Annotated in this window: 20 protein-coding genes and 1 pseudogene; 11 read left to right on the forward strand and 10 right to left on the reverse strand. The window is 71.2% G+C overall.

What is annotated here, in order from left to right; all coding sequences use genetic code 11:
- Window positions 1-35 precede the first annotated feature (35 nt).
- The gene (locus tag ACFY93_RS01965; protein ID WP_391352733.1) at window positions 36-1,100 is read left to right on the forward strand and encodes a serine hydrolase; all 1,065 of its coding nucleotides are present in this window, start codon (window positions 36-38) and stop codon (window positions 1,098-1,100) included.
- A 171-nt stretch (window positions 1,101-1,271) separates the two neighbouring features.
- Here ACFY93_RS01965 and ACFY93_RS01970 read toward each other — a convergent pair whose 3' ends face one another.
- The gene (locus ACFY93_RS01970; RefSeq protein WP_391352735.1) at window positions 1,272-2,978 is read right to left on the reverse strand and encodes an FAD-dependent oxidoreductase; all 1,707 of its coding nucleotides are present in this window, start codon (window positions 2,976-2,978) and stop codon (window positions 1,272-1,274) included.
- Window positions 2,979-3,365: 387 nt separating this feature from the next.
- Here ACFY93_RS01970 and ACFY93_RS01975 point away from each other — a divergent pair, with 387 nt between their 5' ends.
- Both ACFY93_RS01975 and ACFY93_RS01980 read left to right on the forward strand, forming a co-directional pair.
- Window positions 3,366-4,574, forward strand: coding sequence for a nucleotide sugar dehydrogenase (locus ACFY93_RS01975; protein WP_391352737.1), 1,209 nt, complete (start codon window positions 3,366-3,368; stop codon window positions 4,572-4,574).
- Between the two features lie 143 nt (window positions 4,575-4,717).
- The gene (locus ACFY93_RS01980) at window positions 4,718-5,362 is read left to right on the forward strand and encodes a hypothetical protein (protein WP_391352739.1); all 645 of its coding nucleotides are present in this window, start codon (window positions 4,718-4,720) and stop codon (window positions 5,360-5,362) included.
- A gap of 335 nt (window positions 5,363-5,697) precedes the next feature.
- Here ACFY93_RS01980 and ACFY93_RS01985 read toward each other — a convergent pair whose 3' ends face one another.
- The 4 genes from ACFY93_RS01985 to ACFY93_RS02000 all read right to left on the reverse strand — a co-directional run bounded on the left by ACFY93_RS01985 (window position 5,698) and on the right by ACFY93_RS02000 (window position 10,583).
- Entirely contained in the window at window positions 5,698-6,822 is a 1,125-nt protein-coding gene (locus ACFY93_RS01985; protein ID WP_391352741.1) for a GuaB3 family IMP dehydrogenase-related protein, read from the reverse strand.
- A 126-nt stretch (window positions 6,823-6,948) separates the two neighbouring features.
- On the reverse strand, window positions 6,949-8,454 hold the full coding sequence (gene guaB, locus ACFY93_RS01990; RefSeq protein ID WP_391352743.1) for an IMP dehydrogenase: 1,506 nt from the start codon (window positions 8,452-8,454) through the stop codon (window positions 6,949-6,951).
- A 220-nt stretch (window positions 8,455-8,674) separates the two neighbouring features.
- The gene (locus ACFY93_RS01995; protein WP_391352744.1) at window positions 8,675-9,250 is read right to left on the reverse strand and encodes an RNA polymerase sigma factor ShbA; all 576 of its coding nucleotides are present in this window, start codon (window positions 9,248-9,250) and stop codon (window positions 8,675-8,677) included.
- A 721-nt stretch (window positions 9,251-9,971) separates the two neighbouring features.
- The gene (locus ACFY93_RS02000; protein WP_003948568.1) at window positions 9,972-10,583 is read right to left on the reverse strand and encodes a response regulator transcription factor; all 612 of its coding nucleotides are present in this window, start codon (window positions 10,581-10,583) and stop codon (window positions 9,972-9,974) included.
- Between the two features lie 391 nt (window positions 10,584-10,974).
- Here ACFY93_RS02000 and ACFY93_RS02005 point away from each other — a divergent pair, with 391 nt between their 5' ends.
- Window positions 10,975-11,316 carry a WhiB family transcriptional regulator gene (locus ACFY93_RS02005; protein WP_391352746.1) on the forward strand — a complete coding sequence of 114 codons (342 nt, stop codon included), beginning with the start codon at window positions 10,975-10,977 and terminating at the stop codon, window positions 11,314-11,316.
- A gap of 116 nt (window positions 11,317-11,432) precedes the next feature.
- Here the strand turns inward: ACFY93_RS02005 and ACFY93_RS02010 are convergent, their stop codons facing one another.
- Window positions 11,433-12,326, reverse strand: a complete 894-nt coding sequence (locus ACFY93_RS02010; RefSeq protein WP_391352748.1) for a LysR substrate-binding domain-containing protein — start codon at window positions 12,324-12,326, stop codon at window positions 11,433-11,435.
- 81 nt (window positions 12,327-12,407) lie between these two features.
- Between ACFY93_RS02010 and ACFY93_RS02015 the strand changes: the two genes are divergently transcribed.
- From ACFY93_RS02015 to ACFY93_RS02040, 6 genes and pseudogenes are all read left to right on the forward strand, one after another.
- On the forward strand, window positions 12,408-13,085 hold the full coding sequence (locus ACFY93_RS02015; RefSeq protein ID WP_391352750.1) for an MOSC domain-containing protein: 678 nt from the start codon (window positions 12,408-12,410) through the stop codon (window positions 13,083-13,085).
- Between the two features lie 347 nt (window positions 13,086-13,432).
- Window positions 13,433-14,206 carry an SDR family NAD(P)-dependent oxidoreductase gene (locus tag ACFY93_RS02020; RefSeq protein ID WP_391352752.1) on the forward strand — a complete coding sequence of 258 codons (774 nt, stop codon included), beginning with the start codon at window positions 13,433-13,435 and terminating at the stop codon, window positions 14,204-14,206.
- Between the two features lie 353 nt (window positions 14,207-14,559).
- Window positions 14,560-14,880, forward strand: a pseudogene (locus ACFY93_RS02025) (hypothetical protein); the annotation flags it as partial.
- Window positions 14,881-15,031: 151 nt separating this feature from the next.
- Window positions 15,032-15,619, forward strand: a complete 588-nt coding sequence (locus ACFY93_RS02030; protein WP_391352979.1) for a hypothetical protein — start codon at window positions 15,032-15,034, stop codon at window positions 15,617-15,619.
- 97 nt (window positions 15,620-15,716) lie between these two features.
- Window positions 15,717-17,087 carry an AAA family ATPase gene (locus tag ACFY93_RS02035; RefSeq protein WP_391352754.1) on the forward strand — a complete coding sequence of 457 codons (1,371 nt, stop codon included), beginning with the start codon at window positions 15,717-15,719 and terminating at the stop codon, window positions 17,085-17,087.
- Window positions 17,041-17,673: an RloB domain-containing protein gene (locus ACFY93_RS02040; protein WP_391352756.1), complete on the forward strand. Its 633-nt coding sequence runs from the start codon at window positions 17,041-17,043 to the stop codon at window positions 17,671-17,673. Before ACFY93_RS02035 ends, ACFY93_RS02040 begins: the two co-directional genes overlap by 47 nt.
- A gap of 142 nt (window positions 17,674-17,815) precedes the next feature.
- Here the strand turns inward: ACFY93_RS02040 and ACFY93_RS02045 are convergent, their stop codons facing one another.
- Both ACFY93_RS02045 and ACFY93_RS02050 read right to left on the reverse strand, forming a co-directional pair.
- Window positions 17,816-18,001, reverse strand: coding sequence for a hypothetical protein (locus ACFY93_RS02045; RefSeq protein WP_391352758.1), 186 nt, complete (start codon window positions 17,999-18,001; stop codon window positions 17,816-17,818).
- A gap of 112 nt (window positions 18,002-18,113) precedes the next feature.
- A complete protein-coding gene (locus tag ACFY93_RS02050) occupies window positions 18,114-18,716 on the reverse strand; it encodes a hypothetical protein (protein ID WP_391352760.1) in 603 nt (200 codons plus the stop codon).
- 301 nt (window positions 18,717-19,017) lie between these two features.
- Here ACFY93_RS02050 and ACFY93_RS02055 point away from each other — a divergent pair, with 301 nt between their 5' ends.
- The gene (locus ACFY93_RS02055) at window positions 19,018-19,317 is read left to right on the forward strand and encodes a DUF7008 domain-containing protein (RefSeq protein WP_391352762.1); all 300 of its coding nucleotides are present in this window, start codon (window positions 19,018-19,020) and stop codon (window positions 19,315-19,317) included.
- A 71-nt stretch (window positions 19,318-19,388) separates the two neighbouring features.
- Here the strand turns inward: ACFY93_RS02055 and ACFY93_RS02060 are convergent, their stop codons facing one another.
- Both ACFY93_RS02060 and ACFY93_RS02065 read right to left on the reverse strand, forming a co-directional pair.
- A complete protein-coding gene (locus ACFY93_RS02060) occupies window positions 19,389-19,649 on the reverse strand; it encodes a DUF397 domain-containing protein (RefSeq protein WP_391352763.1) in 261 nt (86 codons plus the stop codon).
- Entirely contained in the window at window positions 19,646-19,867 is a 222-nt protein-coding gene (locus ACFY93_RS02065) for a Scr1 family TA system antitoxin-like transcriptional regulator (RefSeq protein ID WP_391352765.1), read from the reverse strand. Before ACFY93_RS02065 ends, ACFY93_RS02060 begins: the two co-directional genes overlap by 4 nt.
- Window positions 19,868-20,044 lie beyond the last annotated feature (177 nt).

A 20,044-nucleotide genomic window follows, 5' to 3' on the forward strand; every position in this document is an offset into this window, starting at 1 on the left:
AAGGCCGGACAAGGCCGGAAGAAGAAAGGGCTGGGATGCCAACCATCCGGACACTCATGGCCATTCCCGTGCTGGTCGCCCTTCTCGGACTGACCACGGCCGCCTCCCAGGCGCCCGCGTCTCCCGCCACGGACCCGGAACTCGCACGGTTCGTCACCCCCGACCGGGCCCCGGCCGCCGCACTGCTCGCCCGTGAGGAGTCCGGCCCGCGCTACGCCCACGCCGAATCGGCACGGACGGGCCCCGCGGGCGCCCTGGGCCGCGCGGACCACTTCCGCGCGGGCAGCGTCACGAAGACCTTCGTCGCCACGGTGGTCCTGCAACTCGTCGCCGAGCACCGGCTGTCCCTGTCCGACCGGGTGGAGACCTATCTGCCCGGCCTGCTGCGCGAGGCCGGTGACGACGGCCGCCGCACGACGCTGCGCGCGCTGCTCACCCACACCAGCGGCCTGCACGACTTCGCCGAGGACACCGGCGGCACCGTTCCCCTCACGCCGCCTCAGGCCGTACACATCGCACTCACCCACCCCCTGGCCGACCGCGGCCGCTTCGCCTACTCGAACACCAACTACGTCATCCTCGGCATGGTCGTGGAGCGGGTCACCGGCCGCTCGTACGCCGCCGAGGTGCGGCGCCGCATCCTCACCCCGCTGCGCCTGACGGGCACCTCCTTCCCGGGCGCCGACACCACCCTCCCCTCTCCCCACGGCCGCGCCTACGCCGCCGACGGCACGGACGTCACCGACCTCGACCCGCGCGTGGCCGGCGCGTCGGGCGAGCTGGTCAGCACCCTCGCCGATCTGAACCGCTTCTACGCGGCCCTGCTGGGCGGCCGGCTCCTGCCGCCCGGCGAACTGCGGACCATGCGCGACACCCGCACCGCACACGGTGCGTACGGCATGGGCCTTTTTCCGGTGAAGCTGCCGTGCGGGACCACGGTGTGGGGACACAACGGCCGGATCTCCGGCAGCTACGTGCGCACCGCGGCCACCGTCGACGGGCGTCGTGTCCTCACCTTCCGGGTGAACACGGACGGGATGGCGGACCGCGACCCCGAAACCGCCCTCCTCACTGCCGAGTTCTGCCCCCGCACCCCGTAGAACGGACGGGATCCGAGCGGATATCCCGGCGCCCTACACCCGTTCGGGTGATGTTCCGTCCGACACCCCGCCCCGACGACCCGGCCAGGCGACCCGGCCCCCCGCCTATCCGGCCTCCCGACGACCCGACCCGACGGCCCAGCCCGATGTCCGCCCGGAGCGGCCGGCCCCTCACCGCGGCACGATGTCCGGCGCTCCCAGCCGTGCCGCGTCCGCCGTCAGGTCGTCCGGCTGGCGCTGCGACTCGCGCTCGGCCTCGACCCGCTTCTCGTAGTGCTGCACCTCCCGCTCGATCTGGCCCTTGTCCCAGCCGAGGACGGGCGCCATCAGCTCGGCCGCCTCGCGCGCGCTGCGCGTGCCGCGGTCGAACGTCTCGATCGAGATGCGGGTCCGGCGGGTCAGCACGTCGTCCAGGTGCCGGGCGCCCTCGTGGGATGCCGCGTAGACGATCTCGGCCCGCAGATAGTCCTCGGCCGCCGGCAGCGGTTCGCCCAGCGACGGGTTCTCGGCGATCAGGTCGAGCAGCTCCTCGGTGAGCGCCCCGTACCGGTTCAGCAGGTGCTCGACGCGGACCACGTGCAGTCCGGTCCGCTGGGCTATGCGCGCCCGCGCGTTCCACAGCGCCCGGTAGCCCTCCGCGCCCAGCAGCGGCACGTCCTCGGTGACACAGTCGGCGACCCGCTGGTCGAGGCCGTGCACCGCCTCGTCGACCGCGTCCTTGGCCATGACCCGGTACGTCGTGTACTTGCCGCCCGCCACCACCACCAGGCCCGGCACGGGGTGCGCCACCGTGTGCTCGCGCGACAGCTTGCTGGTGGCGTCGGACTCGCCCGCGAGCAGAGGCCGCAGTCCCGCGTAGACGCCCTGGACGTCGTCACGGGTCAGGGGCACCGCCAGCACGGAGTTGACGTGTTCCAGGAGGTAGTCGATGTCGGCGCTGGAGGCCGCCGGGTGGGCCTTGTCGAGGTCCCACTCGGTGTCCGTGGTGCCGACGATCCAGTGGCGGCCCCACGGGATGACGAAGAGCACGGACTTCTCGGTCCGCAGGATCAGTCCGGTCGTGGAGTGGATGCGGTCCTTGGGGACGACGAGGTGGATGCCCTTGGACGCGCGGACGTGGAACTGCCCGCGCTCCCCCACCATCGCCTGGGTGTCGTCGGTCCACACGCCGGTGGCGTTGACCACCTGCCGGGCGCGGATCTCGTACTCGCCGCCGCCCTCGACGTCCTGGACGCGGGCCCCGACCACCCGCTCGCCCTCGCGCAGGAAGCCGGTCACGCGGGCGCGGTTGGCGACCTTCGCCCCGTACGACGCCGCCGTGCGCACCAGCGTCGTCACGTAGCGGGCGTCGTCCATCTGCGCGTCGTAGTACTGCAACGCTCCGACCAGCGCGTCCTTCTTCAGGGCGGGTGCCACGCGCAGGGCGTGGCGGCGTGTCAGGTGGCGGTGCATCGGCAGCCCGCGGCCGTGTCCGCGCGCCATCGACATGCCGTCGTAGAGCGCGACGCCCGATCCCGCGTACAGCCGCTCCCAGCCCTTGTGCTGGAGCGGGTAGAGGAATGGGACGGGCCTGACCAGGTGTGGGGCGAGCCGTTCGAGGAGGAGTCCGCGCTCCTTCAGTGCCTCGCGCACCAGTGCGAAGTCGAGCATCTCCAGGTAGCGCAGTCCGCCGTGGATCAGCTTGCTGGACCTGCTCGACGTGCCGGACGCCCAGTCACGCGCCTCGACCAGCCCGGTGGACAGTCCGCGCGTCACGGCGTCGAGGGCCGTGCCCGCGCCGACCACGCCCGCGCCCACGACCAGTACGTCCAGCTCCCGCTCGGCCATTGCCGCAAGTGACTCGGCGCGCTCCGCCGGCCCCAGTGTCGCTGTCCTCACCGCTGCCTCCCACTGTTGGTCGCGCGGCCGCACCCGGAGGGCGAAGCCCGATCACATGCCCCCTGCCCAAATTCTGACGGTGTTGCCCACCTTCGGCCACAGGCCGCCCTCCCGCCTGTGGAAAACCCGGGAGCGACGGCGAGGGCCAGGAGGCGCGACGACGGCGGTACGAGGCGACGGCGGTACGAGGCGGCGGCGGTACGAGGCGGCGGCGGTACGAGGCGGCGGCCCGCGACCGGCGGCAATCAGGGACTTTCAAGAAAACACAGCCGACGAATCCCGCATAACGGTCATATTTACTCCTAGTCTGACATTGCGCTGGCCCATCCTGTCCACAGGGCTTGCGCACCTGTCCCACTTCGGCTACTGGGAAGGACGGCCCACGCCATGCCCGCAGATCTCGCCGTCATCGGACTCGGTCATCTCGGCCTGCCGCTGGCCCAGGCCGCCGTCGCCGCCGGCATCCCCACCATCGGTTACAAGACCGGACCCGAGGGCGGCTCCCTCACCGCGGCAGAACTGCGCCGGATGCACTCGGAGGGTTTCCGGCCCACCACCAACCCCGCCGAACTCGGCCGGGTCCGCACCGCGGTCATCTGCGCCCCGACCTCACAGGGCGCGGACGGCGCGCTCGACCTCCAGCAGGTCGCCGCCGCCGCCCGCACCCTGGCCACCCGGCTGCGCCCGCACACCACCGTGATCCTCGAATCGCCCGCCTATCCGGGAACCACGGAGGACTACCTCCGCCCGATCCTGGAGGAGGGTTCCGGGCTCCGCGCCGGCCGCGACTTCCACCTCGCCTACTCGCCCAGCCGCGTCGACCCCGGCAACCGGGACTTCGGCCCCGCCAACACGCCCAAGGTCATCGGCGGTCTGACCTCGGCGTGCACGGAATCGGCCGCCACGTTCTACGGGCGCCTCACCGACAAGGTGGTACGCGCGCGTGGACCACGCGAGGCGGAGACCGTGCACCTCCTGGAGACCAACTACCGGCACGTCAACATCGCCCTCGTCAACGAGATGGCCGTCCTCTGCCACGACCTGGGCGTCGACCTGTGGGACGTCATCCGCTGCGCCGAGACGAAACCTTTCGGCTTCCAGGCGTTCCGGCCGGGCCCCGGCGTCGGCGGCCACGGCGTCGCCCAGGACCTGACGGACCGTCCGTCCCGCCCGCTGCGCATGGTCGAGCTGGCCCAGCAGGTCAACCACCAGATGCCCCAGTACGTCATCCAGCGCGCCGCCGCCCTCCTCAACGAGCACGGCAAATCGGCCCGCGGCGCACGCGTGCTGCTGCTCGGCGTCACCTACAAGGCGGACCTCGCCGACCAACAGGGTTCCCCCGCCCGCGAGATCGCCGTCCGGCTGATGGAACTCGGCGCGTCCGTCAGCTACCACGACCCGCACGTGCCCGCGTGGAGCGTCCTCGACCGCCCCGTCCCGCGCGCCGACTCGCTCTACGAGGCCGCGGCCGACGCCGATCTGACGATCCTGCTCCAGCAGCACCGTACGTACGACCTGCAGGGTCTCTCCGTGAAGGCCCAACTGCTCCTGGACACCAGGGGCGCCACCCCCACGGGGGCGGCACACCGGCTCTGACCCTCCCGGCGGCCTCCGGGGCAGGGCGAATATCCCGGTAGGGGACGTCACTGCCGCCTGCTAATGTGCGGCAGCTCTCGCACACACTTACGTCCGTCGTCCGGACGTACGTCCGTGTGCCCTACGTCCCTGGGGGGATCCACATGAGTCAGACGTCTCCGCCGCCCGGCAGCAACCCGTACGCCGCCCAGTCCGGCAACCCGTACGCCGCGCAACCCGGCCAGCCGCCCGCCGCGCAGCCCGGCCAGCCGCCCGCCGCCCCGCAGGCCGGCTTCCCGGCCGCTCCGGGCACACCCGTCGCCGGCCCCGGCGCACCCGGTTCCCCGGGCGTGCCGATGGCCCCGAGCGCGCCCTTCGCGCCGGCCGCGCCAGCCGCGCCGGTCCGCGACAACATCGGCCTCGGCCTCGCGGCCGCCCTCGCCGCCGCCGTGGTCGCGGCGGGTGTCTACGGCGCGGTCATCGGCCTCACCGAGCACGAGATCGGTTACGCGGCCGTCGGCGTCGGCTTCCTGATCGGTCTCGCCGCGGGCCGCTTCGGCGGACGCAACCCGGTCCTCCCCGTCGTCAGCGTCCTGCTGTCCGCCGCCTCGGTCTACATCGGCCAGTTGGTCGGTACGGCGATGATCGGCGCGAAGGATCTGGGCGTCGACTTCAGCGAGCTCTTCTTCGACCACTTCGGCCTGGTCCAGGATGCCTGGAAGGAGACCGCGGACCCGCTGACCTTCCTGTTCTTCGCGATCGCCGCGTACGTGGCGTTCCAGAGCACGCGCAAGGCGGGCGGGCTCTGATGATGCCGTCCACCTGCTCCTGATGCTGCTCGGTCCGCCGATCGCGGCCGCCGGGGGTGGGTGGCCTTCGACGTCCGGGGCGCTGCGGACGCCATGAAGGCCTTCCAGCGGCGACACCACGACCTGAACAGCCTCGCCTCCGGCAGCTTCGCGCCGCAGTGGAACAGGGTCGACGCCGTCGGTCTGCGGCCTGGGCCGCGGCCGCCTGCCTCAGCGGCGTCGTCCTCGTGCCGGCGGGCGTCGCCGAGTTGCCGGCCGGCGGCTGACGGACCCGGAGACGCCGGAAGGGCCCGTCCACGCGCGCGTGGACGGGCCCTTCCGTACGACGGTGCGGGTTACCGCTTGTGCTGCGAGTCCGCGACCGTCACCTCGACGCGCTGGAACTCCTTCAGCTCGCTGTAGCCGGTCGTGGCCATGGCACGGCGCAGGGCGCCGAAGATGTTCATGGAGCCGTCCGGGATGTGCGAGGGACCGGTGAGGATCTCCTCGATGGTGCCGACGGTGCCGAGGTCGACCTTCTTGCCGCGCGGCAGCTCCTCGTTCACCGCCTCCATGCCCCAGTGGTTGCCCTTGCCGGGCGCGTCCGTGGCACGGGCGAGCGGGGAGCCCATCATCACCGAGTCGGCTCCGCAGGCGATCGCCTTGGGCAGGTCGCCGGACCAGCCGACACCGCCGTCCGCGATGACGTGCACGTACCGGCCGCCGGACTCGTCCATGTAGTCGCGGCGGGCCGCCGCGACGTCCGCCACGGCGGTCGCCATCGGGACCTGGATGCCCAGCACGTTGCGCGTGGTGTGCGCGGCGCCGCCGCCGAAACCGACGAGGACGCCCGCCGCGCCGGTGCGCATCAGGTGCAGGGCCGCCGTGTAGGTGGCGCAGCCGCCGACGATGACCGGGACGTCCAGCTCGTAGATGAACTGCTTCAGGTTCAGCGGCTCGGCGGCGCCCGACACGTGCTCGGCGGAGACCGTCGTACCGCGGATGACGAAGATGTCCACGCCCGCGTCGACGACCGCCTTGGAGAACTGCGCGGTGCGCTGCGGGGAGAGCGCGGCGGCGGTGACGACGCCCGAGTCGCGCACCTCCTTGATGCGCTGCCCGATCAGCTCCTCCTTGATGGGAGCGGCGTAGATCTCCTGGAGGCGGCGGGTCGCGGTGTCCGCGTCGAGGCCGGCGATCTCGTCGAGCAGCGGCTGCGGGTCCTCGTACCGCGTCCAGAGCCCCTCCAGGTTCAGGACGCCCAGGCCGCCGAGCTCGCCGATGCGGATGGCGGTGGCCGGTGAGACGACCGAGTCCATCGGGGCGGCCAGGAAGGGCAGCTCGAAGCGGTAGGCGTCGATCTGCCAGGCGATCGAGACCTCCTTCGGGTCTCGCGTACGGCGGCTCGGGACGACGGCGATGTCGTCGAAGGCGTACGCCCTGCGGCCGCGCTTGCCGCGCCCGATCTCGATCTCAGTCACGTGTGTGGCCTTTCCCTCTGCGTTTCAGCGCCTTCCAGTATCCCCGACACCCACGCCGAGGGCGGCCCCGGGAACACCCGGGGCCGCCCTCACACGCGCGTGGCCGTCGCCGGCTCTACCGGCTGCTCACTGGCCGCGGCTGTAGTTGGGTGCCTCGACGGTCATCTGGATGTCGTGCGGGTGGCTCTCCTTGAGGCCCGCCGACGTGATCCGTACGAAACGGCCCTTGGACTCCATCTCGTCGATGCTCGCGGCACCGACGTACCCCATGGTCTGGCGCAGGCCGCCGACGAGCTGGTGCAGCACGTTGGCGAGGGGGCCGCGGTAGGGGACCTGGCCCTCGATGCCCTCGGGCACGAGCTTGTCGTCGGAGGCGACCTCCGCCTGGAAGTAGCGGTCCTTCGAGTACGACCGGCCCTGGCCCCGTGACTGCATGGCGCCGAGCGAGCCCATGCCGCGGTACGACTTGAACTGCTTGCCGTTGATGAACAGCAGCTCGCCGGGGGACTCCTCGCAGCCGGCGAGGAGGCTGCCCAGCATCACCGTGTCGGCGCCGGCTGCGAGCGCCTTGCCGATGTCGCCGGAGTACTGCAGGCCGCCGTCGCCGATCACCGGGACCCCGGCGGCGCGGGCCGCGAGGGCCGCCTCGTAGATGGCGGTGACCTGCGGGACGCCGATGCCGGCGACGACGCGGGTGGTGCAGATCGAGCCGGGGCCGACGCCCACCTTGACGCCGTCGACACCCGCGTCGATGAGGGCCTGGGCGCCGTCGCGGGTGGCGACGTTGCCGCCGATGACGTCGACGCCGACGCTCGACTTGATCTTCGCCATCCAGTTGAGGGCGTTGCTGTTGTGCCCGTGCGACGTGTCGACGATCAGGAAGTCGACACCGGCCTCGGCGAGCGCCTGGGCGCGCTCGAGGGCCTCGGGGCTGGCGCCGACGGCGGCACCGACGAGCAGGCGGCCCTCGGCGTCCTTCGCGGCGTTCGGGTACTGCTCGGCCTTCACGAAGTCCTTGACCGTGATGAGGCCCTTGAGGACGCCCGCGTCGTCGACCAGCGGAAGCTTCTCGATCTTGTGGCGGCGCAGCAGCTGCATCGCGTCGCTGCCGGAGATGCCGACCTTGCCGGTGACCAGCGGCATCGGGGTCATGACCTCGCGCACCTGGCGCGAGCGGTCGGTCTCGAAGGCCATGTCGCGGTTGGTGACGATGCCGAGCAGCTTGCCGCCGCCGTCGGTGACCGGCACACCGCTGATACGGAACTTGGCGCACAGCGCGTCGGCCTCGGCGAGCGTCGCGTCGGGGTGCACGGTGATCGGGTCGGTGACCATGCCGGACTCGGAACGCTTCACGAGGTCGACCTGGTTGACCTGGTCCTCGATGGACAGGTTGCGGTGGAGCACACCGACGCCGCCCTGCCGGGCCATGGCGATCGCCATGCGGGACTCGGTCACCTTGTCCATGGCGGCGGACAGCAGGGGAATGTTCACCCGGACGTTCCTGGAGATACGCGATGAGGTGTCGACCGCGTTCGGAAGGACTTCCGACGCTCCCGGCAGCAGCAGCACGTCGTCGTAGGTCAGCCCGAGTGTCGCGAATTTGGCGGGCACTCCGTCGACGTTGGCAGTCATGACACCTTCCCCAAATGGCCTTGATCGGTGCGGATGTCCATGCTAACGGGAAGCGGAGCCCACTCATTCCACAAACGGGGGCACCCCACTGCTTCGTAGCTTCCTACGGAACTCCTACGGAACGGACGGGCTCCGCGTTCACCCCACGGCCCCGGGTGCCCGCGCCGCCGCGCACGCCCGGAACAGGGCCCGCCGCCGCGGCTCCTGCCCCTCGGGCGCGCTACTGCTCCGCGAGCGCCCGCAGCCTGCTCAGGGCACGGTGCTGGGCGACCCGGACCGCTCCCGGTGACATTCCCAACATCTGACCGGTCTCCTCGGCGGTGAGACCCACGGCGATCCGGAGGAGGAGCAGCTCGCGCTGGTTCTCGGGGAGGTTAGCCATGAGTTTCTTGGCCCACGCGGCGTCGCTGCTGAGCAGGGCGCGCTCCTCGGGGCCCAGCGAGTCGTCGGGCCGCTCGGGCATCTCGTCGGAGGGGACGGCCGTCGAACCGGGGTGGCGCATCGCTGCGCGCTGCAGGTCGGCGACCTTGTGCGCGGCGATGGCGAAGACGAAGGCCTCGAAGGGACGGCCGGTGTCCTTGTAGCGGGGCAGCGCGAGCAGCACCGCGACGCAGACCTCCTGGGCCAAGTCCTCCACGAAGTGCCGCGCGTCGCCCGGCAGCCGGGAGAGCCGGGTGCGGCAGTAGCGCAGGGCGAGAGGGTGGACGTGTGCGAGCAGATCGTGCGTGGCCTGCTCGTCGCCGTCCACAGCGCGATGGACGAGCGCACCGATCACCGTCGTCTCGTCGTCGCGCATCGGTCCATGGTGCCTTGGCGTCGAGCGGTCCGTGGCACCGCGTCCATTGTTGTGCACCGAAGCGTTATGAGCAGGTGCGCCGGAACTCATCTCCTGCGCCCTCCTCTTCCGCTCGTCCGACTCGTCCCCGAGGAACTCCACATCTCAAGGATGCGGCATCGCCGCCGAAACGGGGATCGGACGTCCACCGGCCCGTCGGACGGGGCGGCATGCGAGGCACCGGGGAATCGGCCCGGCCCGCCTCACGTCGCGCCGCGAGGTCGCTCCCGCGAGGCCGCCCCGACGGACCGGCCCCGCCCGGTACGGGGCCGGGGACGGGGAGAGGGCCGGTCACGCGACCGGGACCGGGGACGACCGTGCCCCCGCGGTGGCTCACCCACGGCCTGTCGAGCGGGTCATGCCGGGCTCGCGGGGCGTGGTGCGCGCATCCGCCACGTCGACGTCGGTTTCCCCCGTGGTCCCGGCTGCGCTCGGGCAGGGAGGGATGCCCATGGCTCCGCCATGCAGCCCTTCTCCGCCTTGCCTCTGCACGCACCGCGCCCCGCTCCCTGATCCGGCATGACCCGAACGAAAGGCCTCAGGCAATGTCCGACACCGCCAGACACCCCCCAGGCCCTGTCTTCGATCTCTCCTCTGCCCCGCGGCGCCCGGCACGCCCTCTCGCCGCACCGGACGCCGTGGGGCCGCCCTCCGGGCGACGAGGGGACATGGAAGACAGGGCCTAACGGACCAGGCCCCACCGGAAGCCGAGCGCCACGGCGTGCGCCCGGTCCGAGGCGCCGAGCTTCTTGAAGAGCCGCCGGGCGTGCGTCTTGACGGTGTCCTCGGAGAGGAACAGCTCACGGCCGATCTCCGCGTTCGACCGGCCGTGGCTCATGCCTTCCAGGACCTGGATCTCACGCGCCGTGAGCGTGGGCGCCGCGCCCATCTCGGCGGACCGCAGCCGGCGTGGGGCGAGCCGCCAGGTCGGGTCGGCGAGTGCCTGCGTCACCGTGGCCCGCAGCTCCGCGCGGGAGGCGTCCTTGTGCAGATACCCGCGGGCACCCGCGGCGACGGCGAGCGCCACGCCGTCCAGGTCCTCGGCGACGGTGAGCATGATGATGCGTGCACCGGGGTCGGCGGACAGCAGCCGCCTGACCGTCTCGACGCCGCCCAGGCCGGGCATGCGTACGTCCATCAGAATCAGGTCCGAGCGGTCGGCACCCCAGCGGCGGAGGACTTCCTCGCCGTTGGCCGCCGTCGTCACACGCTCGACGCCGGGCACGGTCGCCACCGCACGTCGGAGCGCCTCTCGGGCAAGCGGGGAGTCGTCGCAGACGAGGACGGATGTCATGGCCGCCCTCCGCAGCTGATGCGCGTCACCTTGAGCCTCCAGGCTGGTTACGAATCGTCACCTGTGCGGTCGACACTCGCCGACGGTCGATGCCGTCTGCCCGAGCGCTTGTTCCTTCAACCGCCTCGGCACTCTCAACGACGGTCACTCGAAAGAGTTACGGGGCAGCCGGACGTCTTCGGCACTCTACGTGAGGGAGCGGACACGGGGCAGACATGTGCGGCCGACCCTCAACGTTTCATCACAACCCCGTGCCCCATTCAGCCCTTTTTCTTCCCATTCACTGGTGTCTGAGGCTAGATTCGCAATGAGTCATATTTTCATCTCCTTAGATCGTAGCTGTACGGTCGTGGGCACCTATCAGCCCAGAACGGCGACAAGGGGACATGTAATGGCAGATTTCTCCCGCCTTCCCGGTCCGAACGCGGACCTCTGGGACTGGCAGCTCCTCGCGGCCTGCCGCGGGGTCGACAGCTCGCTCTTCTTCCACCCGGAGGGCGAGCGCGGTGCGGCACGGAGCGCTCGTGAGAACTCGGCCAAAGAGGTCTGCATGCGGTGCCCGGTGCGCGCACAGTGCGCGGCCCACGCACTGGCGGTGCGCGAGCCGTACGGGGTGTGGGGCGGACTGACCGAGGACGAGCGCGAGGAACTCATGGGCCGGGCGCGCAACCGCCTGGTCTCGGCGTCGCCTCCCGGCGGCGGTTCACCGCCGGATCATCACCTGCACAAATGAAGGAACGTTTCTTCACTCCCCGTACGTCCACATTCCCGTAGTCCACAGCGGAACGTACGAAGCCCTTCACGTACGCGAGACACGAACTGCCCGCCTGACGTCCCGCCGACGCCCGCTCAGCGCGCCGCTGCCCGCCCGAGGTGGTCGAGAGTGGCCATGACCGCGGGCACCTGAGCCAGGTCCGGCAGCGTGAGCGCCACGATCTCCCGGCGCACCGGCGGCTCGACCGTCACGGTGCGTGCACCCTTGGGTCGTACGGATTCGATGGCCAGTTCGGGCAGCACCGCGACTCCGAGACCCGCCCCGACCAGCCCCACGACGGCCGGGTAGTCGTCGGTGGCGAAGTCGATGCGGGGTACGAAGCCCGCGCCCCGGCACACCTCGACGAGCTGCCCGCGGCAGCGGGGACAGCCCGCGATCCACGGCTCTTCGGCCAGCTCTCCTATGGCGACCGACTCCGCCCTGGCCAGCCGGTGTCCTGTCGGGACCAGTCCGACGAGCCGGTCGACCAGCAAGGGGCGTACGACCAGGTCGTCCCATTCCTCCGCCGCCGCGTCCTCGTAGCGGAACGCGAGCGCCACGTCGCACTCGCCCTCCCTCAGCATCTCCACGGAGCGCGGCGGTTCGGCCTCCTCCAGCGAGACACGGGTCCCGGGGTGCGCGGCGCGCAGCGCGGCGAGCGCCGTCGGCACGAGCGTGGAGCTGCCGCTCGGGAACGACACGAGCCTGACCCGGCCCGCCCTGAGGCCCGCGATCGCGGCGACCTCCTCCTCCGCGGCGGTCAGCCCGGCGATGATGCCGGCCGCGTGCCGCACGAGCGCCTCGCCGGCCTGCGTGAGCCGCATCTCGCGGCCGGTGCGGATCAGCAGCGGGGTGCCGACCGAGGCTTCCAGGGCCTTCATCTGCTGGCTGACGGCGGGCTGGGTGCAGCCCAGTTCGCGCCCCGCCGCCGAGAAGGAGCCGGTGGCGGCCACGGCGCGCAGAACACGGAGATGACGAGCCTCGATCACCCTTCGATCATAAGCGGCTCTTGGGCACATCGCCTCATAATGCGTCGACACTTTGACTTGGCCTCGCCTACCGTGGCCGCCATGAAGCTTCTGTCTCTGAACCTGGGCCGCCCGAAGTCCGTCCCGTACACGGACCAGCCCCAGGGGGTCACCGGCATCGACAAGCGACCGGTGGACGGGCCGGTGCGGGTGGCGGCGCCCGGGCCGAAGGGGGTCGGCGCGAGCGGACTCACCGGGGACGCGGTGTGCGACACCCGGCACCACGGCGGCGACGACCAGGCGGTGTACGCGTTCGCACGCGAGGACCTCGACGTCTGGGAGCGCGAGCTGGGCCGGACGCTGGCCAACGGGAACTTCGGGGAGAACCTCACCACCCAGGGCCTCGACGTCTCCGGCGCGCTGATCGGCGAGCGGTGGCGGGTCGGGGACGAGGCGGTCCTGGAGGTCACCTGCGGACGGATACCGTGCCGCACCTTCCAGGGACACCTGGGCGAGCACGGCTGGGTGAAGCGGTTCACGCGGGAAGGAGCGCCCGGGGCGTACCTGCGGGTCATCCAGCCGGGCGAGATCAGGACCGGCGACCCGATCGAGATCGTGCACCGGCCCGGCCACGACATCACCGTCTCCCTCCAGTTCCGCGCGGTCACCACGGAGCGGGAGCTGCTGCCGCGCATCCTGGCGGCGGGGGACGCGCTGCCACGGGAGGAGCGGGACCTGGCACGGAAGTACGTGGAGAAGTACGGGGCGCCTTCGGTGTGAACCCGGGCTGGGGCCGCGCCCGGCCGACCGCCGGCGCGCGGCCCCGTGACCGCCGGGCGCCCTCCCGGGTCGGCAACCGCCGACGCGCGACCCCGGCCGATCCGCCGAGGCGCGCCCTGAACGGCCGGCCGCCCGGACCGGCCCTCCGGGCGCGGGTCCATCCGGCCCGGACCGGCCCTTCGGACGCGGGTCCGTCCAGCCCGGTCGCTCAGCTTCCCGCACCCCGCTCAGCTCACCGACCGTCAGGAGGCCCCGTGTGCAAGGGCGTTGGGCAGCCGCCTCCCGACGGGGCGCCGGAAGGGGCGTCTGGGCGTGGTGGACGGGGCCTGGGTCACTAGCCTTGGGCCATGACAACGGCTCTGATTACGGGTTCGACCGCGGGTATCGGTGCCGCCTTTGCGCGGCGTCTGGCGGCCGACGGCCACAATCTCGTCCTCGTGGCGCGCGATACGGAACGGCTGCGCGAGCAGGCCACCGAACTGCACGACCGCCACGGCATCGAGGCCGAGGTGCTGACGGCGGACCTCGCGTCGGACGACGGCATCGAGGCCGTGGCCGCCCGCCTCGGGGAACGCAAGAGCCCGGTCGACCTGCTGGTCAACAACGCCGGTTTCGGCAACAAGGGCCGCTATCTCGACGTCCCCATGGCCGACGAGCTGACGATGCTCAAGGTGCACTGCGAGGCGGTCCTGCGCCTGACGTCGGCGGCGACCGCGGGCATGCGGGAGCGCGGCCGGGGCGGAGTCGTCAACGTCGCCTCGGTGGCCGCGTTCGTGCCCCGCGGGACGTACGGGGCGTCGAAGGCGTGGGTCGTGCAGTTCACGCAGGGAGCGGCGCGGGACCTGGCGGGCAGCGGGGTCCGGCTGATGGCGCTGGCCCCCGGGTTCGTACGGACCGAGTTCCACCAGCGGGCCGGCATGGGTACGGACAACATCCCCAAGTGGATGTGGCTCGACGCGGACAAGCTGGTGACGGCGGCCCTGGCGGACCTCGCCCGCGGCAAGACGCTCTCCGTCCCGGACGCCCGCTACAAGACCCTGATGGGCCTGGTGAAGGTGACTCCCCGCGCCCTGCTGGGCGGCCTCACGTCCCGGACGGGGCGGAAGTACGGGCCGCAGTAGGGCGAGGCCTCCGGGGCGGCGACGCCGGACGGTGGGGGGCGCGGAGGCGGGGCGGGGTGGCGCGGAGGCGGGGCGGGCCGCTGGGGTGTTCTCGCCCCGCCTCCGCCCCTTCCCTGCACCCTCCCCTCCCCCGGGGCTCCGCCCCGGGCCCCGCCCCTCAGGGCCCCGCTCCTCAAGCGCCGGAGGGGCTGACTTCCCCGGCGACTAAGCTCCCTGTCCTGCCCGCCATCGCCGGAGGTGTTCGGTGTCCGCCTGTTCTCCAGCCCGCTCCCGCGCCGCGGGAGCGGTGGTTCCAGCCCCGGCGGTCGGGGTTCCGGTGGGAGCAGGAGGGGCTGGACCACCTGCGCGGGCTGATGCCAAAGGCGGAGCCCTACCGGGCGTGGGCGACGTTCGAGGCGTTGGACATTCTGGCGGCGCGCGGCGTGCGGCACCGGGACGTCAAGCCGGACAACCTCGGCCTGTTCAAGCGCAGCGACGGCTCCTGGCAGCTGATGCTGTTCGACTTCTCGCCGGCCGACGCCCCGGACCAGGATGTGCACGCGGGCACGCGCGGCTACCTCGATCCGTTCCTCGGCGGGGCGGGCCGTTCGCGCTACGACGACCACGCCGAGTGGTACGCGGCCGCGGTCACCCTGCACGAGATGGCGTCCGGTGAGAGGCCGGTGGCCGAGGGCCTGAAGGCCCACACCGTCGAAGAGCTGCTGGACATTCCACCGCACTGCATCGCGCGCCCGGGGTGCGGGGAACGCGATCCGCAAGGAGCTCAACCGCCGGCACCGCCAGTGGACGCAGGCGCTGCGCCGCAAGACCGCCGCCAGGAAGCCCGTGGCCCTGGAGCCGGACGCGCCGGAAGAGGTCCTGGAGTCGGTCGACACCCTGGCCGCGCGTCTCACGCCGCCCGGGGGCAGGCGCCGCACCCGGCCCCGTTCCGACGTGGTCCGGGCGACCCTCCAGCTGCCGGGGGTCCTGGAGGCCGGTGAGCCGCTGGAGCCGTGGCCGGCGCAGAGTCTGATCGCGAAGGCGCTGGGCATCAGCCAGCCGACCGTTCCGACCGGCACGTTGAGCGCCGCCCTCGCCTCGTACACGCGGTCGGCGGCGGAGCGGGTGGGGCTGCGGGTGGTGGAGCTCGCGGAACGTTCCGGCCCGCGTACGGTCCTGCTCGCGCACGAGGCCGGCCTGATCGCCCGTTACTGGGAGGCCGGCGGCCGGGAGCTGCTGGCCGGTCTCCAGCAGTCCGCCCGCCGCCCCGCCGACCGCCCGCACGGCCTGTGGCTGCTGCTGCCGGCCGAGGACCCGCACGCCACCCCCACGCTGGACGGCCGCACGGTGGAGGTGGTGGACCGCGCCACGGAGTGGGAGGTCCTGGACGGCCTGTTCCTGAAGAGCCTGCGGCCGACGGGTTCACCCTCCTGATTGCCCGATCCGGCTTGCCAGACATGGTTATCGGCGATTCACTTGCACGAAGTCGGGTGAGAGTAGCCTGGAAGCAGCTTCTGCAAGGGGGTGCGCATTGCTTCTCAACTTCCGGGTGTCCAATCACCGGTCGATCAGGGACGAGCTGGAATGGCAGCTCCACCCGGTGTACGGCGGCGAGCGGCCACCGGGTACGTCCTGGCAGGCGGTGCCGGTGGCAGGGATCTTCGGGTCCAACGCGGCGGGCAAGTCGAACGTCGTGGACGCACTGCGGTACATGGCGGAGATGGTGAGCCAGTCCCCTCTCATGGCGGAGGAGGACGAGGGCGTGCGCAGGCGGCCCTTCTTACTGGACACCGTGGCACCTTCCGAGTGTTCCTGGTACGTCGCCGATCTCCTGGTACGCGGAGAGCGCTACGTCTACGGCTTCGAGGTCGACGACGAGAGCGTCCGCAGCGAATGGCTGTACGCCTATCCCGAGGGACGCAGACGGGTGGTGTTCGAGCGTGACGGCGACGCGTTCCACGTCGGCAGCTCACAACGGGATGCCAGGGCGCTGAGCACGGTGGCCGAAGTGACCGCGTCGAGTGCGCTCTTCCTGTCGATGGCGGCCCGGTCGAAGGCATCCGTGACCTCACTCAGCCGTGTGTACCGCTGGTTCCGTCACGATCTGGTGTTCGGTGGGCCTGTGCTGGGCCGCGCCTTCCCCTACTCGCTGCGCCTCCTCACCAGGGAACTGGCCCTGCACTTCGACCGGATGGGCGAACCGGCGCACCTGCGGGAACTGCTGCGCGCGGCAGATCTCGGCATCGAGGACTTCCGGGTGGAAGCCGTGGAAGAACAGCCCCTCGATGGCGGCCGGCCTCGGCTGAGGCCCCAGCGGCCCTCGGACGCCAAGGCGCCGGACGCGCGGATCGAGGCGCTACCGGGTCGGCGGCGCGTACGCCATGAACTGTGGTTGCGGCACACCGGCCGGAACGGCTCGTTCGAGCTGCCTTTGTCCGCCGAGTCCTCCGGGACCCGGGCGATCGTGGAGTACGCCATCGCTCTGGAGCGAGTGACCGAGCTGGGCGGGACCCTGGTCGTCGATGAACTCGACAGCAGTCTGCACCCCCGCCTGAGCGCCTTCCTCGTCGGCCTCTTCCAGGACCCGGCGCGCAATCCCCACGGCGCACAGCTCCTCTTCACCAGCCATGACGCGAGTCTGCTCGGCCGCAAGGCCGGTGAGGACATCCTCAAGCGCGACCAGATCTGGTTCGCGTCCAAGAACGAGTTCGGGGAGACCTCGCTCTACCCGCTTTCGGACTTCCGGCCACGCTCGGAGGAGAACCGGGAACGGCGGTACCTGAGCGGTAGTTACGGCGCGGTGCCGGTGATCGACGACAGTTTCGCGCCGGCTGTTGCCGGGCGAGGGGGAGCGCATGGCGAGAGCACCGAAGCCGGACGGCCGGAAGACACCGAGGCGTGAGTCCACGCTCCGCCGCAGGCCCGCGCACCGGGAACCCTGCGTGCCGGTCCTGGTGGTCTGCGGCGCGAGGAACACGGAGCCGGCCTACTTACGCGGCCTGTTGGCGTCGGTGGACAACCGCGCCGTCTCCGTGAAGATCAAGGTGTGCGACCAGGACCCGGTGTCGGTCGTACGGCACACCGTGACCGAGCGCGACAGGGCCGACGGCCACTACCACCAGGCGTGGTGCGTCCTGGACGTGGACGAGTTCGCTCACTTGGAGGAAGCCCTGCGGCTGGCCGAGACCGAAGACGTCCAGGTGGCCCTCTCCAATCCCTGCTTCGAGCTGTGGCTCCTCCTCCATCACCGCGAACACACCGCATCGGTCGCCGGATACCAGCAGGCCAAGCGCCACCTGGTCACCCACCACCCCGCTTACAGCAAAGTGGCCCGCGAATTCGACTTCGGCCGCTACCGCGAGGGCTGGCGGGACGCCGTCGAGCGGGCGAGGAAGCTCGCGAGGCAGGGCGAGGAGGCCAAGACCAACCCTTCGAGCGGGATGTGGCGGCTGGTTGAGGTGATTGTCCCGGCGAATGTAAGGGGCTGACTCACTGCTTCACGGTCGACCGAAGATCGCCCGACAGTGGGCGTAGCAAGTGGTGGAGCTCGCGGAACGTTCCCGCCCCAGGACAGTTCGGCCAGACGGCCGGCGGACGGTCACCCCGGCACTTCGCTGGTGGTCGGCATCGTCAGCGGCCCAGCCTCCTGCGAGCCCACAGGGACCCGATCACCCCGCCCACCACGACCATGTATGCCGTCAAGGGGCCGTCGTCCAGGACGAGCCCCGGCATGGCGATCACGGCCACGATCAGGAGCCAGCCGCACCCGGCCACTACCAGGTCCGCCGCATCAGGGCGACGTCGTTCGTCTCCCACCCGTTCCCCATTCACTGGCTTGCGCCGGTCGGTACAGCACGTGGACGGTCGGCGTGCAGGGTATCCCCACTTCCCGCGGTGACGGATGGGCTGCATGTCGGTGGGGGCGCGGTCAGTCTCCGGTGACCAATTCCAGCGCGGTCGGCCAGCCGGTCAGGGCTCCGGTGTCGCGGAGGCGGTAGAGGTCGGACATCAGGCGGGCCGGTACGCGGCTGGTGCGCGCGGACCAGCCGAAGAAGGCGGCTGCCTCGGCTACCGCCTGTTCGGCGGTGAGTTCGCGTGAGCGGTCCTCGACGAGGCCGAGGAGCGCACGCCGGCGTTCGGCCGGGGCAACGTGTTCGACCGGGCGCCGGGTCAGCCCCGGCAGCGGCCAACGGGCCTGTGTACAGGGCCTGTCGGGTACGTCGAGGAAGTCATCCTTCTCGACGATCTGCCCCTCGTCGGTCAGCAGCTCCTCCGCCGCGTCGACGAGGCGCTTCTTCGCGGCGGTCAGCCGGGGCTGGTACAGCACCTCCCCGAGGTGGAGGTGAAGTACCTCCCGGTGGATCGGCCCCTCCCCCTCGACGATTCGGCGTACGGCGTCCACGAGCGTGGGGGACGGTGTCTTCCCCCGCCAGGTGACCGACGCCGGGTCCACATCGGTGAAGTCGGCGGGCTGGTACGGGACCGCCCAGTCGCCGTGGTCGTGGGTCGCCATGGATGTGCGGGAAGGCACGGTGTGGTTCGTCCTCTCTGAGATGGCCGGCGCCACACGGCGGGGTGTGGACCAGCCGGTGGGTTTCATCCGTTACTGGGAGGGGCTGGATGTGTCCCGCGGCCTTGTCCTGCTCGTCTTGGTCCGGCGGCGGGCTTCCCCGAGTTCCTTGGCGGACTGCGCCTTCTTCGCCCGCCGCTCCACCTCCCTCTTCCACCGGGCTTCCGTCATAAGCCGCTCACGCCGCGCTTCCTCCGGGGTCAGTCGCATGTAGGCGGGTGCGATTTTGACGGGCGTCCGGGCGCGGCCCTCATTGCTGTTCGTGACGCGTGGAGCGACGGAACTTCTGCCGCGGGCGTCCACAATCCGCGACCGCGTGGAGAACGGCGGCTGGGCCGAGGACGACCCCCGCTTCGTACCGCTGCTCGCCGGTCTGCGCGAGGTGCTGCCCTGGGTCCACCAGTGGTACGGCGAATACGACGAGGAGTGGGAGGGCAACCCCGCCGAGGAGTTCCAGGCCGCCCTCGACACCGGTCGCGCGGAGCGTGAGCTGTCCGAGGCGGATCTCATCAACTGGCGCCCTGAGAAGAAGACCCGAGGGCGGGCCAAGAAGGCCGAGTAAGCGGAGTACGCCCAAGAGGAAGGGGCGGTCGGAAGCCAAGTCCTGGCTCCCGCCCGCCGCTTTCGCCTACGTCAGCCGCGCGCCGCCATCCGTACGAACGCGGCCCACCCATCGGCTCCGACGGAGAGAAGCGCCTCCCCCGGCCGCTTGGAGTCACGGACCAGCACGGCCGTACCAGCGTCCGCGACCTCGACGCAGTCGCCACCATCGCCCGCGCTGTAGCTGCTCTTCACCCAGGCGATCTCAACGCAGTCACCGCCGCTTCCTGAGCTGTAACTGCTCTTGAACCAGCTCAGCTCGTCAGCGGCAGGCTCGGGGCTGCTTGCCTTCATAGCTCTCCCAACAGCTTCTCGATGAAGGTCAGCGACTCCCGAGGAGTAAGCGCCTGCGCTCGGAGAACGCCGTACGTTGCCGCCAAGGGGCTGACCTTCTTGGGCGTGGTGTACAGGATGCTCGCCTCCTGCACCTCCATGTAGCCAATCCTGTGCTCACCTTCGAGGTGGATCAACGTGAATGCCCCGCCCAGGCCCGCATGTTCGTCACGGTTCATAGCTCCTCAGCAGTAGTCGTCTTGGACAGCACCGGATCGTCTGACCCGAGGTCTTCACTCAACGCGATATCGCGCGCACGTTGCGTGCGGTACGGTCACGTGAACAAGGCACGGACGACAAGACGGCCCCCGCGACGGTTGCACCCGTCAGCGAGGGCCTGGACCACCAGTGGAAAG

This window comes from Streptomyces sp. NPDC008313 (assembly GCF_042956125.1).
Taxonomy (GTDB): domain Bacteria; phylum Actinomycetota; class Actinomycetes; order Streptomycetales; family Streptomycetaceae; genus Streptomyces.